Raw genomic sequence first — 14,402 nt, forward strand, 5'->3', positions numbered from 1 at the left:
CGTGAAGGGAGCGAACGCCATCGACCCGTACGACGACCCGGACACGTTCGACGCGTAGACCAGGTGCTTGCCGTTGTACGTCACATTGGTGAAGTCCTTCAGCGCGGCCCACCCGTTCGCCGGCTGCGCCAGGGCGCCCGTGGACGACCACCGGTACGTCGACGGAAGGGCACACGAGCCGTCGGTCGGCGGGGTTCCGGTGAGGCCGGTCCACTTCTGGTTGCTGCCGCCGTTGCACGTACCGATCTGCACCGCCGTGCCGTTGGCCGTACCGGCGCCCGCGGCCTCCAGGCACAGCCCGGACTCGGTGCCGACGACCGTGCCGTCGGACTTCACCTGCCACTGCTGGTTCGCACCGCTGGAGCAGGTCCATATCTGCACCTTGGTACCGGAGGTGGTGGCGTGCCCCGGAACGTCCAAGCACTTGTTGCCGTACACGGTCAGCTGCTTGGCGTCCGTCAGCGTCCACTGCTGGTTCGTCCCGCCCCAGCAGTCGTAGAGCTGCAGGGCCGTGCCGTCGGTCTGGACACCACCCGCCACGTCGAGACACCGGTTGGAACCGACACCGCGCAGGGCGCCGCTGCTGGCCGCCTGCGCCGGGGTGGCGACGAGCAACGCCGCCAGCGCGGTCAGGGCCGCGAGCACCGCGGCGAGCGCCGCGGACGGATGCCTGCGGCTGAAACTTGCTGTGGGCATGGGGACTTCCTCAGCTCTGAGTAAGCGGTCGTCTTGGCGCGCGCATGACATTCGGCGTGTTCGAAATGTCGAACAACGGCCGCAATGTCGGCCATTTGAAGAATTAGGGAAGCGGTGAACGACGTCAATACTTCTCGCACGAGTCGCTGCCGTTTCCGAATGTTTCGCCGGACCGCCGCGTCCAAGGTCAGCCGCAGGGACGGGCGGGCCGAGTCCGATCCGCCCTGGGCCCGCTGCCTGGCCGGTGTTGTCGTCAGTTCGGGGCGGTCGGGCCGCGGTAAGGGAGGGTGTGGCTGTAGACGACGCTGGTGGTGGTACTGCCGAAGCCGGCGAGTTCGTCCATGAGGGTCTCCAGGTGTTCCATGGAGGTCGCGGCCACCTTCAGGGTGTAGCAGTCGTCGCCGGTGGTGCGCACGCACTCCAGGATCTCGCGGCGTTCGGCGAGGAGGCCGCGCAGCGGTTCGTGGCGGTTGCCCGGATATTTGAGGCGGACGACGGCGAGGACGGGGTAGCCGACCTTGGCCAGGTCGATCTCGGCGCGGTAGCCCGTGATGACGCCCGACGCCTCCAGATTGCGGACGCGTTCGGTGGTGGCCGACGGGCTGAGGTTCACTCGGCGGCCCAGCTCGCTGAAGGAGATGCGGGCCTCCCGTTGCAGCTGTTCGATGATCGCCCAGTCGACGTGATCAAGATTCCCGGCCATGCGGCGAAAGTACCAACAAAATCACGGAGAAGCAGCGGCTATGCAGGGAGCTTTCGGTTCCGTGCGCCGTGATCACCGGGATAGCGTCGAACCATGCAACTCGGCGTCAACGTACCGAACTTCGGCCCGGGAACCGACCCCGGCGTCCTGCGTGAATGGGCGGGGCTCGCGGAGGGCCTCGGCTTCGGCGCCCTCATGGTGTCGGACCATGTGGCGGTCACCCCGGACGTGGCCGAGCGGTACCCGGAGCCGTTCTACGAGCCGTTCACCACCCTGTCGTGGCTGGCCGGACTCACCACCACGGTGCGGCTGGGCACGACCGTGCTCGTCCTGCCGTACCGGCACCCCCGGTTGGTGGCCCGCACGGCCGCCAACCTCCACCGACTGAGCGGCGGCCGCTTCGTCCTCGGGGTGGGCGTCGGCTGGGCCCGGCAGGAATACGCCGCGCTGGGCGTGCCGTTCACCGCGCGCGGCCGGCTGACGGACGAAAGTCTCGGCGTCCTCCGGGAGGCCAGGGACGCGGGGCGCCCGGAGGGCGACGTTCCCGTCTGGGTCGGCGGCCACAGCGAGGCGGCCCTGCGGCGCGCCGTGCGGTTCGGTGACGCCTGGCACCCGCTGCGGCTCACCCTCCCCCACATGCGCGCGGTCCTGCGGCGGCACGCGCTGCCGGGATTCGCGCCCCGCATCGCCTTGCGCGTCACCAGCGCACCGGTCGATGCCTCCGACCGGCTCGCCGGCGTCGGCACCCTCGAGCAGATCCTCGACGACCTCGACCAGTTGCGTCTGCTGGGCGCGGACACCGTCGTACTCGACCCCTACCACGGAGACCCGGAAGAGACCCGCCGGCCCGACGCGGCATGGCGGGCCCTCACCCTCGTGGCCACCCACTGGAGCACTCGATCATGATCACCCCGGCCGACGAGGCCCTTCTGCGGCGTGCCATCGGCATCGCCGCCCGCGCGGTCACCCTGGGCGACGCGCCGTACGGTTCCCTTCTGGCCGGACCGGACGGCACCGTGCTCGCGGCAGCCCACAATACGGTCCGGCGGGACGACGACATCACCGCCCACCCGGAACTGAAGCTGGCCCGCTGGGCGGCCCGCGAACTCGACCCGGACATGGCTGCCCGTACCACCCTGTACACCAGCTGCCAGCCCTGCGGCATGTGCGAGGGCGGCATCCTCCGCTCCGGCATCGGCCGGGTCGTCTACGCGCTGTCGACCGAGCAACTCGTCGCGCTCAACCCGCCGTCGGGCGCCTGGCCGACGGTGCCGCACGACGGTCCGGCCCTTCACGACGAGGCACGCGACCCCGTGGCGGCCTATTACCGGCCCACCCGTTGATCACCAGGCGGGGCTGTGCTCAGGCGCCGGGGATCCCCCAGGCCGTGGCGAGCCGGGACGGGTGGATGGTGCGGCTGTTGCCGTAGAACCGGCAGAACTTCATGATCAGGGGATCCCAGCGGTCGGCGTCGATGTGGCGGCGGCTGCCCGGCACCAGCAGGCTTTCCTCTACGTGGACCCGTACCACGCGTGCCTCCACGGCCACGAGGCCGGAGCCCTCCTCGCCGAACGGATGGACGCGGTCGACGACGGCCTCGAGCTGGACCGGGCACTGTGCCACCCGGGGCGGGCGCACCTTCTCGGAAGCCGTCCCGGTCAGTCCCGCCGCCTTGAACTTGTCGCGCTCGTACCGGTAGCCCTTGCGCAGTTTGTGGCCGGGCACGACCCGCGAACCGGTGAGCAGTGCCAGGCGGTCGACCGCGCCGGCGAGTTCGGACGAAGCGAGGTTCAGGACGCATTCACGGGTGCTGATCAGGTTCTTCGTGGTCTGCGAGGTCTCGTCCAGGCCCAGCATGCAGGACTGGTCCACCCACCAGGCGGAGGACATGGGCGCCAGATTCACCGAGCCGTCCTCGTCACACGTGCTCAGCAGGACCACGGGGGTGCCGAAGTAGAGCACTCTCGGTTCGACGGTCAGATGCATGGGGTTCCTCGCGGGGACGGTGGGACGTGTCGGCCACGGTGCCGGACGGGGCGCTTCTCCCGCTGGCGGGAATCGGACCTCGCATCCGTCGGGGCGGTGGATCAGGGCCGTGGCCCGGCCGTGGGTGGTCCGGTGCGGGTCGGCGGGGCGGGGGCTTGCGTGGTCGGGGGCTTCGTCAGCCACAGGCCGGTCAGCAGGGCGCCGGCCAAGGTGACGGCGCCGGCCGCGGTGAAGGCGGTGTCGAGGCCGGCTTCGAAGGACGCGCCGGCGGACTGCCTGGTGCGGACGACGGCTCCGAGCACGGCCACGCCGAGCAGCGCGCCGATCTGCCGGGCGGTGCTGCTGACGCCCGAGGCGAGACCGCCCTCCTGCGGGCTGACCGCCTGGATGGCGGCGCCGGTCAAGGGGGACATGGTCAGGGCGAAGCCGACGCCGGTGATCCCCAGCCGCCACCACACGTTCCCGTAACCGGTGTCCGCGTGTACGAAGCCCAGCGCCAGCAGCCCCAGTCCGGCCAGTACGAGGCCGGCGGTGACCACGGCGCGGAAGCCGTGCCGCGCGGCGAGCCGGCCCGCGTACGGGCTGACGATCACCATGGCGAGGGTGGCCGGGAGGGTCTGCAGACCGGCGCGCAGGATCGAACTGCCCTGGACGGTCACGAAGAACTGGGAGAAGAAGAACGACGAGCCCATGAGCGCGAAGCCCACCACGGTCATGGCCGTGTTGGACACGGTGAACAGTCGCTGCCGGAACAGCCGCAGGGGCAGCATCGGCGCCGGGACCCGGGCCTCGACGGCGACGAAGGCGGTGAGGATCAGCGCCGCCGCGGCGAAGCCGCCCAGGATCGCCGGGGAGGTCCACCCCCGGGCCCCGCCCTCGATGAGCCCGTAGGCCAGCGCCCCCACTCCCAGCACCGACAGGACCGTCCCGGGCACGTCGATCGCCGGCGCGTCCGGATTGCGGGATTCATCCAGGACCCGGAGGCCGGCCAGCAGCAGGGCCGCGCCGATGGGCACGTTCACCAGGAAGATCGCGGGCCAGCCGAACGCCTCCACCAGAACGCCGCCGGCCAAGGGTCCCGCGGCGAGGCCGATCCCGCTGAGCCCGGCCCACAGCCCGATCGCCTTGACGCGCTCGCGCGGCACGGGGTGCGCGGCGGCGATCAGGGCCAGCGAGGCGGGGCTCAGCGCCGCCGCCCCGATGCCCTGCGCCACCCGTCCGGCGATCAGCCAGCCGAGCGAGGAGGCGACGGAGCACAGGACGGACGCGGCGGTGAACACCGCGACTCCGGACAGGAACATCCGCTTGCGGCCGAAGCGGTCGGCGAAGACGCCTCCGGACAGCAGCAGCATGGCGACCAGCAGCACGTAGGCGTCGACGATCCACTGGAGGCCGCTCAGCTGGACCTGTAGTCGCCGCTGCATGTCGGGCAGGGCGGCGCCGACGATCGTGCTGTCGAGCAGCACCATGAACTGCCCCAGGCACGCCACCGCCAATAACGCCCCTTGTTTCGACCGGGTGTTCGCGCCCCCGCGCGATGCCGCCGCGGTCGTGCTCTCGTTCGGGGTCACCGTCGTTCCCTCCCTCTGACGCGGACCGGAACAAGATAGTTCGACAATCCCGAACTGTCGAATAGTGCATCATGGGACCATGCGTTCATTGCCCCAGCCTCCGCGCGAGTCGCTGACGCTCACGCCCGTCCTGCACGCGCTCGGTGATCCGGTGCGTCTGGAGTTGGTGCGGCGGGCGCAGGGCCGCCCCGAATCGACCTGTGCCGCGCTCGCCGACGGGCTGGACGTTCCGGCGTCGACGCTGTCCAACCACTGGCGGATCCTGCGCGAGGCGGGGCTGATCAGCATGACCGTCGACGGCCGGCACCGGCGGATCCGCGTGCGCGCCGACGACCTCGGCGCGCGCTTCCCGGGCCTGCTCGACCCGATCCTCCGCCACGCCGCGCCCGCGCCCGCGCCGGCGGCCGACGGGTCCCGGTGACCAAGGGCCGGGCCGGATGGCGGCCGGCTCGTCATCCCTTGCCCGGTCCACCAGCCGCCGCCCGTCCGTCAGCCGCCGCCCGGTCCGTCAACCGCCGCCCGGGGCCGAAGACGTCACACGAGCCCTCAGGCGCGGGGAAGCGTCAGCACCGAGTCCGTGTGAAGGGTCAGGCGCACCGGTGTGAACTCGGTGGCGTCCACCGGTGACCGGCCGGTGCCGGGATTGCGGGCGTAACGCGGATGGGCGCCCGCGCTGATCTGCCAGCGGATGCGGTGTCCGGCGGGGAATCGGTGGGCGGTGGCGCTCATCGCCACGGTGATCCGCGAGGGCGCGTCCCCGGTCGTCCGCAGGCGGCCCAGTCCGTCACAGACGTTGACGGAGCGGCCCCGCTCGTCCACGTCGCACAGGCGGGTGAAGACGTCGGCGTGCCCGGTGTCCGTGGAGACGCTCAGCCGCGCGGAGACCGGGCCCAGGATGTCCACCGGCTCGGTCAGCGGCGGACCGGTGAACGTCAGGACGTCGCCCCGGGCCTCCAGACCGCTGTTGTCCCGGGGACCGGCGGTACGGGAGAGCAGCGGGCCGCCGAGGGACGGGGTGGGGTCGGCCGGGTCGTAGCGGAACGTCGTCAGCGGTGCCGAGCCGGTCGGGGCCTGCCGGACGAGCTGCCCGCCGGGGGCGGGGTACCACGGGGTGGCGGTCGCGGCCGGCGGCCAGTCGTCGAGGTCCCGCCAGGCGTTCTCACCGCCGACATGCGCGCGCACGGTGGTGGGACGCAGGCCGGACGGGTCGGCGCACAGGTGGGCGCGCAGCCACGCGAGACTCTCCGCGAACACCTCGGGCCAACCCTGCTGGAGGGCGGAGGTGTGGGTCCAGGGGCCGACGAGCAGAGCGGTCTCGCATCCGGCCCGGCGCAGCCGGGCGTACTGCTCGAAGGTCTGGTCGGCCAGCGCGTCGTGCCATCCGGTGATCAGGGCCGTGGGCACGCGGAGCCGCTCCGCCGACCGGGCCGTCGAGGCACCGTGCCAGTAGGGGTCATCGGCGTCCGGGTGTGTCATCACGTCGTCCAGCCAGGGGACTTCGCCGAGGGCGGACACGTACGCCCCGCGCAGGGGCCGCGCGGTGGTGACGGCGCGCAGGCGGCGTTGCAGGCGCAGGGTCGCCTTCAGGAACCGTGCCATGCCCTGGTGCTGGTAGGTCATGCCCGCGCCGACGGCGAGGGCGTTCTCCAGGCGCAGCGCGCCGTCCGCGTAGAACAGGCCGTAGGGGTCGTGCAGCCCCACCTGCACCACCATGGCCTTGAGTTCCGGTGGCGGGTCCAGGGCGAGGGCCCACTGGACGTAGCCGAGGTAACTGGGGCCCACGGTCCCGAGGGTGCCGTTGAACCAGGGGCGCTCGCGCAGCCAGGCCACGGTGGCCTGCCCGTCGGCGGCCTCGTTGCGCCACAGGTCGAACGTGCCGCCCGAGCCGCCGGTGCCGCGGCAGCTCTGCAGGACCACGTGAAAGCCCTGTTCGGCGAAGAGCAGGCCGTACATGGGAGACCACGGCAGACCCCGGCCGTACGGGGAGCGGACCAGGAGGGTGGGGAAGTCGCCCTCGGCTCGCGGGAAGTAGTGGTCGGTGATCAGCGGGCTGCCGTCGGCGGCGGGCACCACCAGCCCCGGCTCCCATCCGACCTGGTGCCGTTTCGCGGGCAGGCCGCGCCAGGTCGCCCTCATCATCCTTGCGGACAGCGGCGGTCGGCCGGCGGGTGGCGTCCAGACCGATCCGGCCACGGCGTCGGGCGTGGGTGATGACATCGTTCCCCTCCTCAATTCCGTACGATGTACGAGAATAGAGGATGCTTGGATGGTCCTCACCCGAGCCCGCCTCGACGACCAGCGGAAAGGAACGCGAGACCGTGCCCCATGCCGGTGGGTCCGGCGCCCCGGGCGTCGACCCCGAACAGCTCTGGCTGCGTCCCACCGAGCCCCGCAAGGGGCGCAGGCCCTCCTTCAGCCGTGCGGCGATCACCGCGGCGGCCGTCGCCCTCGCGGACGCCGAAGGGCTCGACGCGGTCACCATGCGGCGGGTGGCGGCCGAGATCGGGGCCGGCGTCATGTCGCTCTACACCTACGCCCCCGACAAGGAGACGCTGCTGGAGCTGATGGTCGACCACGTCAGCGGCGAACTGACGGTCACGGACCCGCCCACCGGCGACTGGCGCGCCGACCTGAAGGCCATCGCCCACCTCCAGCGCGCCCACATGCTGCGTCACCCCTGGCTGCCCGCCGCCCTGGTCACCCGGCGCGTGCCGGGCCCCAACACGCTGGCCTTCCTGGAACACGCGCTCGCCGTCCTGCGGCCCACCGGGCTGGACGGCGCGGCGAAGCTGGAGATCTTCGCCCAGCTCACCGCGTTCGTGGCCGGGCACGTCGGGCACGAGATCGCCCAGGCCGCGGTCTCACGCTCCCCGGACAGGGCCGCGGCCGAGGCCCGCTATCTCGCCGCCGTCGCCGCCGACGGCCGCCACCCGGAGCTCGCCGAGGCCCTCGCCGCCCCCGGGCTCCCCCTCACCCCCGAAGCCACCTTCAGCCGGTTCCTGGGCCGCCTGATCGACGGCCTCGACATCACTCAGTGACGGCGGGCCGGTCCGTCCTTGCCCCGCAGGCCCCGGCAAGGACGGACCGGCCCAGGAAACGAGGTCGGGTGCCGCCTACGAGGGACCGGCCCAGGGAACGAGGCCGGGTGCCGCCTACGAGGGACCGGCCCACGGCAATGAGGTCATGTACCGCTTCCGAGGGACCCGCGCGCCTCCGAGATCCCGCGCGACGGCCTCACCAGCTCCCCGGCCCGCCCTGCGGATCGTCCGTCAGGGCCAGGCGGGCGGTGATGCGCTTGCCGACCGGCTCCCGCGCGACCTCGAAGCCCTGGCAGAGGGCCATGACGATCTCCAGGCCGTGCTGACCCACCCGGCCCACGTCGGCGGCACGGGCCACCGGCAGCACGGGATCGGAGTCCCACACCTGGACCTCCACCAGGTCGCCCGCGATCCGCAGATCCATCACGATCGGGCCGGCGGCGTACTTCTGCGCGTTGGTGACCAGCTCGCTCACCACCAACTGCGTCACCTCCACAGCCCGCCGGGAGACCGCGACACCGTGCTCGGAGCGCACCCGGTCCAGGAACCCGGCAGCCGCGTGCCGGGCCCTCGCGATGGACGGCCCCTGCCCGTCCAGGGCCACCGCGACGCTCAGGACAGCGTCGTCCGAGTGGGCCGCCGTGCCGCCCTCACCCACCAAGGTCCGTACCATCCCCGTACCGCCTCCGCTACGTCAGTCTCCGGCCACGGATACCCCCGATCGGGCCGGACAAGCCAGGGCGACCGGATTGTCGGCCACGCCACACGGCGGCGCCCCGTACGACGGCTGGACGGCGCAGGACGTCACCGCCGGCTCACGTTGGGTTGCCGCGTACCGGGGCAGACGGGACAGGAAACCGTCGGCGGCTGGAGGAGAAACCATGACGGACGACTCATCCATGAGGGCTGTCGGGTGGGCGCGCTCGTTGCCGGTCAGCGCGGGAGTGAAGGAGGCCAGGGACTGGACGCGTGCCCATGTGTCCGCGCTCGGCTGGGAGCGGACGGCACCGGCGCTGGTCGACTCGGTCGTGCTGGCCGTCTCGGAGCTGGTCACCAACGCCCACGTCCACGCGCACAGCGCCGCTCAGCTCATCCTCACCTGGGACGAACGGTGTCTGCACGTGACGGTGCACGACGCCTCGCCGCGACTGCCCGAGCAACGCCACACGGATCACCAAGCCCTCGGGGGACGCGGGCTGTTCCTGGTCGACGCCCTCGCCGACGACTGGCAGGTCCGCCGCTGCCCCCGCGGCAAGGACGTCACCGCCTGCTTCCAGCCGCCCCTGTCGGCGGACGGCGCACACGGGGGGTGAGGAGTGGGTGAGTACGCACGCCGGCGGCGGAGGGCGCGCAAGAGGGGTGAGTACGCACGCCGGCGGCGGAACCGGCACCCAGGAGGGCGGGCGCGCACGGCACCGCCTGGGCGGCCCGAGCGTGGTGGGCCTCGATCACGGCGGACGGGGACTCACCGGCATGGCCGGCGACGCGGGCGGGCAGGGCCTCGTCCCCGTACAGGGCGGTGCGGTCCTCGCCGGTACGGGCCTCGGTGATGCCGTCGGCGCAGAGCCAGGAGCAGGTCGCCGGGAGCGAGCACGGTGGTGGCGGCGGTGAAGCGCGCGGAGGGCAGGATGCCGACGAGGAGACCACCGGGGGCCGGCAGGAAACCGGCGGTGCCGTCGGCCCGCACGGTGAAGACCGGGGGACGGCCGCCGGAGGCCAGGTGGACGGCGACCCGCCCGGTGGCGGGGCCGGGCTCCAGCGTGCCGAAGACGGCAGTGCGGTGACGCGGCCGGCCGCTGCCCGCGCAGCGGCCGTGGAGCACCTTGCCGAGAAGCCGAAGCGTTCGCCGGCGGCGACTTCTACGGCGCCTTCCGCATCGGCGGGTCGATGGCCTCGGACGCGGAGGGATGGGGGCAGTGCCCGGTCGCGTCCGGCGTGACCGGCGTCGAGCCGAGGATCGCCTGGTGCACTGGCCCTCGGCCAGGGCGGGGACCGTCAGCCGCCGCATGTTCTGATCGCGGCCGAACCCATGGGCCGGCACGACCGGCCGCCCTTGCGGACTCCGGCGACGGTCACGCTGTTCCCGCGCACGATGTCCAGGGCCGCCAGTCTGCCAGGACGCGTCCGGTGGTCCCCCTCCCCGGCCCCGGGCCGGCCTCGGGTCCGGGAACCTGACGACGCGCTACTGGCTCGCGCCGCCGGCGGCGGTCATGGAGGCGGGCCTGCTGCCGGGTTCCCCTATGCGGTCGGTCTCGTCCCGGACGAGCAGGGAGAGCAGTGCGGCCACGGTCAGGCCCGCCTCCGCGGGATGGCGCAGGACCTTGTCCGGTTCGACGCGGTAGGTGTTGGTACGTCCTTCGCGGGTGTGCGAGAGGTAACCGTCCTGCTCGAGGTCGGAGATGATCCGCTGGACGGCACGCTCGGTGAGCCGGCAGTGGGCGGCGATGTCGCGGATCCGGATGTTCGGGTTGTCGGCGATGGCCGCCAGTACTCGCGCGTGGTTGGTGATGAAGGTCCAACCGGTGTGAGATCCAGGCACTGCAACCATGCGCGGCATTCTACTGACCTGGTTTGCCTGACAGCGAATGCATGACATACTTTTCGCGCTATCGGAAGCGTGTTCCCGGTAGAGGGAGACGCGGGAGGAGCCGAGGGTGTTTGTGGAAGAAGCGGTCCCGGACCGCCCCGACAGCGTCGGCGGGACACCGACCCGGATTCCCGATCAGGCCGCAGTCGTGCAGTACGCATGCCGTGACGCCTGGGTCGTCAGCGCGTGCGGGTCCTACGACCTGCACACGATCCCGCCTCTGGCGAAGGCCCTGGACACCGCGGCCAAGACGCACCAAAAGGTCGTCCTGGACGCCTCCGGCATCACCTTCGGGGACTCGACGCTGCTGAACCTGCTGATCCTGACCCACCACGAGACCGACTTTCGTGTGGCGGCGCCGGCGCGGCAGATCCGCAGGCTCCTGGAAATCACGGGGGCCGACACGTTCCTGAAGGTGCGGGCGACCGTGGAAGAGGCCGCTGCCTGTTCCTGACCGGTCGGGACGGGCGTAGGCCGGCGTGGTCACGGTGGGCCTGGTTGGTTCCGGGGCCGTGGCCTCCAACACCGTGCCGACGTCCTCGACGAGTTCGGGACCGGGGTCCTGGCAGGGGTCGAGGAGGATGTTCCGGTCGTGGACGCGGCGACCGGAGGCGGTGTCCCGCTTGCCGTACGCCCAGACGCGCCGCAGACGTAGCGCTCGTCCTCACAGCAGACGACGTCCACCACCTGTTCGGGGCCGGGCAGGAAAGACTGGGCAGTGCCTCGGTGTCGGGCTGCTGGAACAGGTCCACGGCCGACAGGAAGGAGCGCGCGGCCCGGACGACCGCCTCGCCGTCCGGGCAGATGTGGACGTTGTCCGATCGGGAGGAGCTGATCGGTTTCACGACCACGGAGCCGACGTCCTCGCGTTCGGCCCAGGCACGCAGGTCCTCGGGAGACGTCCGGCGATGAGTGGCACATCGGCCGCCCGGACGACGACCGCACCCGCCCCCGGAACCCGGGCGGCGCGCGGCGACCGGGGGACGTCGCCACGTGCCGGGGCGGAGCGGGCCGTCACATCCGGCCGCCCGCGCGGCGTCCCCGGCCGGGCGACACGCGGCCCGCTCCGGCGGCGGGCAAGACCTCGGCCGTCCATACGAGGCTCGCTCGCCGGTCGCGCCCAGGGCCCAGGGCCCAGGGCCCAGCCGAGGTTGCCGTCCATTGCCACGTGCGACACCAATGGCGACATGGAGCTGCCGCACCGGCAGAGCGAAGGGGTGTCCGACCGGATCCCGGCCGGGCACCCCCAGGATGGCGCACGCTCGAGCCGTCAGAGGAAGTGCCCACTGGCCAGATAGGGCGCCGGCTCCGCCATGCCCCGGAGCGCGAGATATCCCTCCTGCCCGATGTCGAGCCGGGCGGCCAGCCCCACGTCCACCGCCCAGTGGTTGGCGGTGGTGATGCAGTTGACCAGCGTGTCCCCGCGGGAGGCGGCCAGGGCTTCCCAGAGCAGATCCTGGGCGGTCCGCGGCTCCGCCGCGGCCAGCAGGACACCCCTCCCCTGCTCCTCGTCGATGTACACGTAACCGGGCCGGCCGGGATCGTCCGACACGACGAGACGCAACCGTCGGAGCATGCAGGCGTGGTCCGGGCCGTGGCCCGCCCCGCGGAGCCGCTCGTCGAGCCGGTCCATCCACTCGAAGTCGTCGGCCCGGCCCTCCCGGAGCCCGCTCACCGCCGGCAGCGTCGAGCGGTCGACGGTGCCCACCATGCGCATCTGCGGGTGGAGCGTGAAGCCGGCCAGCCGGTAACGGCGCGTGGCCGCGGGATGCACCGTGGACGAGAACAGTCCCGGCCGCCCGTCGGCGTGCGCCAGCGCGGCGTCCATGAGCCGTCTGCCGACCCCCTGCCCCTGATACCGGGTCAGCACCCCGTAGGTCGCCAGATACCAGACGTCGCCCCGGTTCTGCGACATGGCGAACCCGATGACGTCCCCGTCCTCGCCGACCGCGACCCAGCATCCGGCCGGATCGACCTGGAGGTAATACCTCATCCGCTCGATCCACTGCTTCGAAGCGGTTTCCGAACGGGGCTGGATCTCCGGTTCGCACACTCTTCTGCTGCGCCGGTCGGCCTCGAAGAAGAGTGCGGCGGAGGCACGCTCCGCCGACGGAAGATCTTCCTCGCGCGCCGGCCTCACCTGCGCCGATTCCCTTTTCACAGCCTACCGACCACCTCGACGGCCTCCTGCCTCTCCATACGTACCGACTGGGCGCCGGCAGCCGCTGCCGGCCGTCCCCACGACCCGTCAGGACCGGCGCCGGGCGAGCGAAAAGGCACTGCCCCGAGCGCCGCGGTCAGGCCCGTAGCCCGTCCAGTGCCGTATCGATCGCCGCCAGGGCCGCCGTCCTGTCGAGCCCCGCCCGCGATACGAGCGAAAGGCCCTGGACGATGTAGAGCAAGAGCTGCGCCTGGGCCTCGGGCGAGGACGCGTCCGTGACCTCTCCGGCGGCCTGTGCGCGGCGGAGTGCGCCGGCGACGATGTCGGTGAACCGGCGGTACGAGCGGGTGACGACCTCCGTTGCGTCGCCGTCCTGGGGGACGAGTTCGGCGGTCGTGTTGCCGACGAGGCAGCCCTGCGGCACACCCATGTCGGAGATCAGTTCGTCCAGCCGCACGGGGTGGGTCAGGATTTCGCGCAGGGCGGGCAGGAGCGGGCTGGTGTCGAGAGCGGCGGTCAGGTGCCGCTCGTACACCTCCCAGTAGAGCCTGACGGCTTCGAGGTAGAAGCGGCGCTTGTCGCCGAACGTGCCGTAGAGGCTGCCGCGCTCCACGCCCAGCGCGTCGACCAGGTCCTGGATCGATGTCGCCCCGTATCCCCGGGACCAGAACAGTTCGAGTGCGCGCTCCAGCGTCCGTTCCTTGTCGAACTCGCGGGGGCGTCCGGTTCGTGCCATGCGGTCGATACTACGACTTCTTGACTGGCCGTTCAAGAAGTCGTAGCTTCCCCCTGCGGCACTTCTTGAACGGCCGCACAAAAGTCGGGCGGCGCAGCAGTCGGCCGACACAGAAGCCGGACGGCAGACAGGCCGGACGGGCACAGAAGCCGGCCGGCCACCGGTCGGCACGAAGGGTGGGGCCATGGAATTCGCGGGCAAGAGGGCACTCGTCACCGGATCCGGCGCGCTCGGCGGACTCGGGCACGCGACGGCGAAAGTGCTGGCCGAGGGCGGCGCCGACCTGATCCTGACCGGCACCGATCCGCGGCGCGGCGCCCAGGTCGTGGCAGACCTCGGCGCGGCCGCCGGTACGGTGCGTTTCGTCGCCGCCGATCTGTCCGACGCGGCGGACGCGCGGCACCTGGCCGAGGACGCCGGAGCCGTCGACATCCTGATCAACAACGCGAGCGCCATGACGTTCTCCCCGACCACCGGGCAGGACCTGGCGGGCTACGACGCCGCCTTCGCGGTCAATGTGCGTGCCCCGTTCCTGCTCACCGCCCTGCTCGCGGAGAAGATGGCCGCGCGCGGCGGCGGCAGCATCGTCAACGTCAGCTCCACCGCGGCCGGCCTCGGCATGCCGGGCATGGCCGTCTACGGCGCCACCAAAGCGGCGCTCGAATCACTGACCCGCACCTGGGCGGCGGAATTCGCCGAGTGGAACGTGCGCGTCAACGCCGTCGCCCCCGGCCCGATGCGCACCTCGAAGGTGGTCGCGGCGATGGGCCCGGACATGGGCGGCATGGGCCTGACCACCGCGCTCAAGCGCACCTCCGACCCGGCCGAGGTGGCCCACGTGATCGCCTTCCTCGCCGGTGACCGGGCCAGTTACATGACCGGCGCGATCGTGGCCGCCGACGGTGGCCGCACCGCGATCTGAGA

Annotated in this window: 16 protein-coding genes and 2 pseudogenes; 7 read left to right on the plus strand and 11 right to left on the minus strand. The window is 72.1% G+C overall.

What is annotated here, in order from left to right; translation table 11 throughout:
- Both IE251_RS29070 and IE251_RS29075 read right to left on the minus strand, forming a co-directional pair.
- Positions 1-696, minus strand: a 696-nt coding sequence (locus tag IE251_RS29070; RefSeq protein WP_189755973.1) for a non-reducing end alpha-L-arabinofuranosidase family hydrolase, incomplete at its 3' end; no start/stop codon positions are given.
- A gap of 253 nt (positions 697-949) precedes the next feature.
- Positions 950-1,399 (minus strand): Lrp/AsnC family transcriptional regulator, encoded by a 450-nt coding sequence (locus tag IE251_RS29075; RefSeq protein WP_189755974.1) that lies wholly within the window; start codon positions 1,397-1,399, stop codon positions 950-952.
- 93 nt (positions 1,400-1,492) lie between these two features.
- Between IE251_RS29075 and IE251_RS29080 the strand changes: the two genes are divergently transcribed.
- Complete coding sequence (locus IE251_RS29080; protein WP_189755975.1) at positions 1,493-2,305, plus strand: LLM class flavin-dependent oxidoreductase; 813 nt, start codon at positions 1,493-1,495, stop codon at positions 2,303-2,305.
- Entirely contained in the window at positions 2,302-2,742 is a 441-nt protein-coding gene (locus IE251_RS29085; protein WP_189755976.1) for a nucleoside deaminase, read from the plus strand. The genes IE251_RS29080 and IE251_RS29085 overlap by 4 nt, the downstream gene beginning before the upstream one ends.
- Positions 2,743-2,761: 19 nt before the next feature.
- On the opposite strand, the gene IE251_RS29090 is transcribed toward IE251_RS29085, so the two are convergent.
- Positions 2,762-3,385 carry a flavin reductase family protein gene (locus IE251_RS29090; RefSeq protein ID WP_189755977.1) on the minus strand — a complete coding sequence of 208 codons (624 nt, stop codon included), beginning with the start codon at positions 3,383-3,385 and terminating at the stop codon, positions 2,762-2,764.
- Positions 3,386-3,486: 101 nt separating this feature from the next.
- Positions 3,487-4,854: a DHA2 family efflux MFS transporter permease subunit gene (locus IE251_RS29095; RefSeq protein WP_229897002.1), complete on the minus strand. Its 1,368-nt coding sequence runs from the start codon at positions 4,852-4,854 to the stop codon at positions 3,487-3,489.
- A gap of 181 nt (positions 4,855-5,035) precedes the next feature.
- Between IE251_RS29095 and IE251_RS29100 the strand changes: the two genes are divergently transcribed.
- On the plus strand, positions 5,036-5,377 hold the full coding sequence (locus IE251_RS29100) for an ArsR/SmtB family transcription factor (RefSeq protein ID WP_189755978.1): 342 nt from the start codon (positions 5,036-5,038) through the stop codon (positions 5,375-5,377).
- Between the two features lie 125 nt (positions 5,378-5,502).
- On the opposite strand, the gene IE251_RS29105 is transcribed toward IE251_RS29100, so the two are convergent.
- A complete protein-coding gene (locus tag IE251_RS29105) occupies positions 5,503-7,173 on the minus strand; it encodes a CocE/NonD family hydrolase (protein WP_189755979.1) in 1,671 nt (556 codons plus the stop codon).
- 101 nt (positions 7,174-7,274) lie between these two features.
- Between IE251_RS29105 and IE251_RS29110 the strand changes: the two genes are divergently transcribed.
- Positions 7,275-7,994: a TetR/AcrR family transcriptional regulator C-terminal domain-containing protein gene (locus IE251_RS29110; protein ID WP_229896991.1), complete on the plus strand. Its 720-nt coding sequence runs from the start codon at positions 7,275-7,277 to the stop codon at positions 7,992-7,994.
- A 196-nt stretch (positions 7,995-8,190) separates the two neighbouring features.
- Here IE251_RS29110 and IE251_RS29115 read toward each other — a convergent pair whose 3' ends face one another.
- Positions 8,191-8,667, minus strand: coding sequence for an ATP-binding protein (locus IE251_RS29115; RefSeq protein WP_189755981.1), 477 nt, complete (start codon positions 8,665-8,667; stop codon positions 8,191-8,193).
- Positions 8,668-8,875: 208 nt separating this feature from the next.
- Between IE251_RS29115 and IE251_RS29120 the strand changes: the two genes are divergently transcribed.
- The gene (locus IE251_RS29120; RefSeq protein ID WP_189755982.1) at positions 8,876-9,307 is read left to right on the plus strand and encodes an ATP-binding protein; all 432 of its coding nucleotides are present in this window, start codon (positions 8,876-8,878) and stop codon (positions 9,305-9,307) included.
- A 127-nt stretch (positions 9,308-9,434) separates the two neighbouring features.
- Here IE251_RS29120 and IE251_RS41300 read toward each other — a convergent pair.
- The 3 genes and pseudogenes from IE251_RS41300 to IE251_RS29130 all read right to left on the minus strand — a co-directional run.
- Positions 9,435-9,834 (minus strand): annotated as a pseudogene (locus IE251_RS41300) (PP2C family protein-serine/threonine phosphatase); the annotation flags it as partial.
- 135 nt (positions 9,835-9,969) lie between these two features.
- A pseudogene (locus IE251_RS41930) lies at positions 9,970-10,094 on the minus strand (alpha/beta fold hydrolase); the annotation flags it as partial.
- Between the two features lie 82 nt (positions 10,095-10,176).
- Positions 10,177-10,542 (minus strand): helix-turn-helix transcriptional regulator, encoded by a 366-nt coding sequence (locus IE251_RS29130; RefSeq protein WP_189755983.1) that lies wholly within the window; start codon positions 10,540-10,542, stop codon positions 10,177-10,179.
- 112 nt (positions 10,543-10,654) lie between these two features.
- On the opposite strand from IE251_RS29130, the gene IE251_RS29135 reads away from it, so the two are divergent.
- Positions 10,655-11,035, plus strand: a complete 381-nt coding sequence (locus tag IE251_RS29135; protein WP_229897003.1) for an STAS domain-containing protein — start codon at positions 10,655-10,657, stop codon at positions 11,033-11,035.
- Positions 11,036-11,851: 816 nt separating this feature from the next.
- Here IE251_RS29135 and IE251_RS29140 read toward each other — a convergent pair.
- Both IE251_RS29140 and IE251_RS29145 read right to left on the minus strand, forming a co-directional pair.
- The gene (locus IE251_RS29140; protein WP_350966620.1) at positions 11,852-12,742 is read right to left on the minus strand and encodes a GNAT family N-acetyltransferase; all 891 of its coding nucleotides are present in this window, start codon (positions 12,740-12,742) and stop codon (positions 11,852-11,854) included.
- Between the two features lie 136 nt (positions 12,743-12,878).
- Entirely contained in the window at positions 12,879-13,478 is a 600-nt protein-coding gene (locus IE251_RS29145) for a TetR/AcrR family transcriptional regulator (RefSeq protein WP_189755986.1), read from the minus strand.
- A 184-nt stretch (positions 13,479-13,662) separates the two neighbouring features.
- Here IE251_RS29145 and IE251_RS29150 point away from each other — a divergent pair, with 184 nt between their 5' ends.
- The gene (locus tag IE251_RS29150; RefSeq protein ID WP_189755987.1) at positions 13,663-14,400 is read left to right on the plus strand and encodes an SDR family NAD(P)-dependent oxidoreductase; all 738 of its coding nucleotides are present in this window, start codon (positions 13,663-13,665) and stop codon (positions 14,398-14,400) included.
- Positions 14,401-14,402: the final 2 nt, after the last annotated feature.

Source organism: Streptomyces eurythermus, from assembly GCF_014649115.1.
Taxonomy (GTDB): domain Bacteria; phylum Actinomycetota; class Actinomycetes; order Streptomycetales; family Streptomycetaceae; genus Streptomyces; species Streptomyces eurythermus.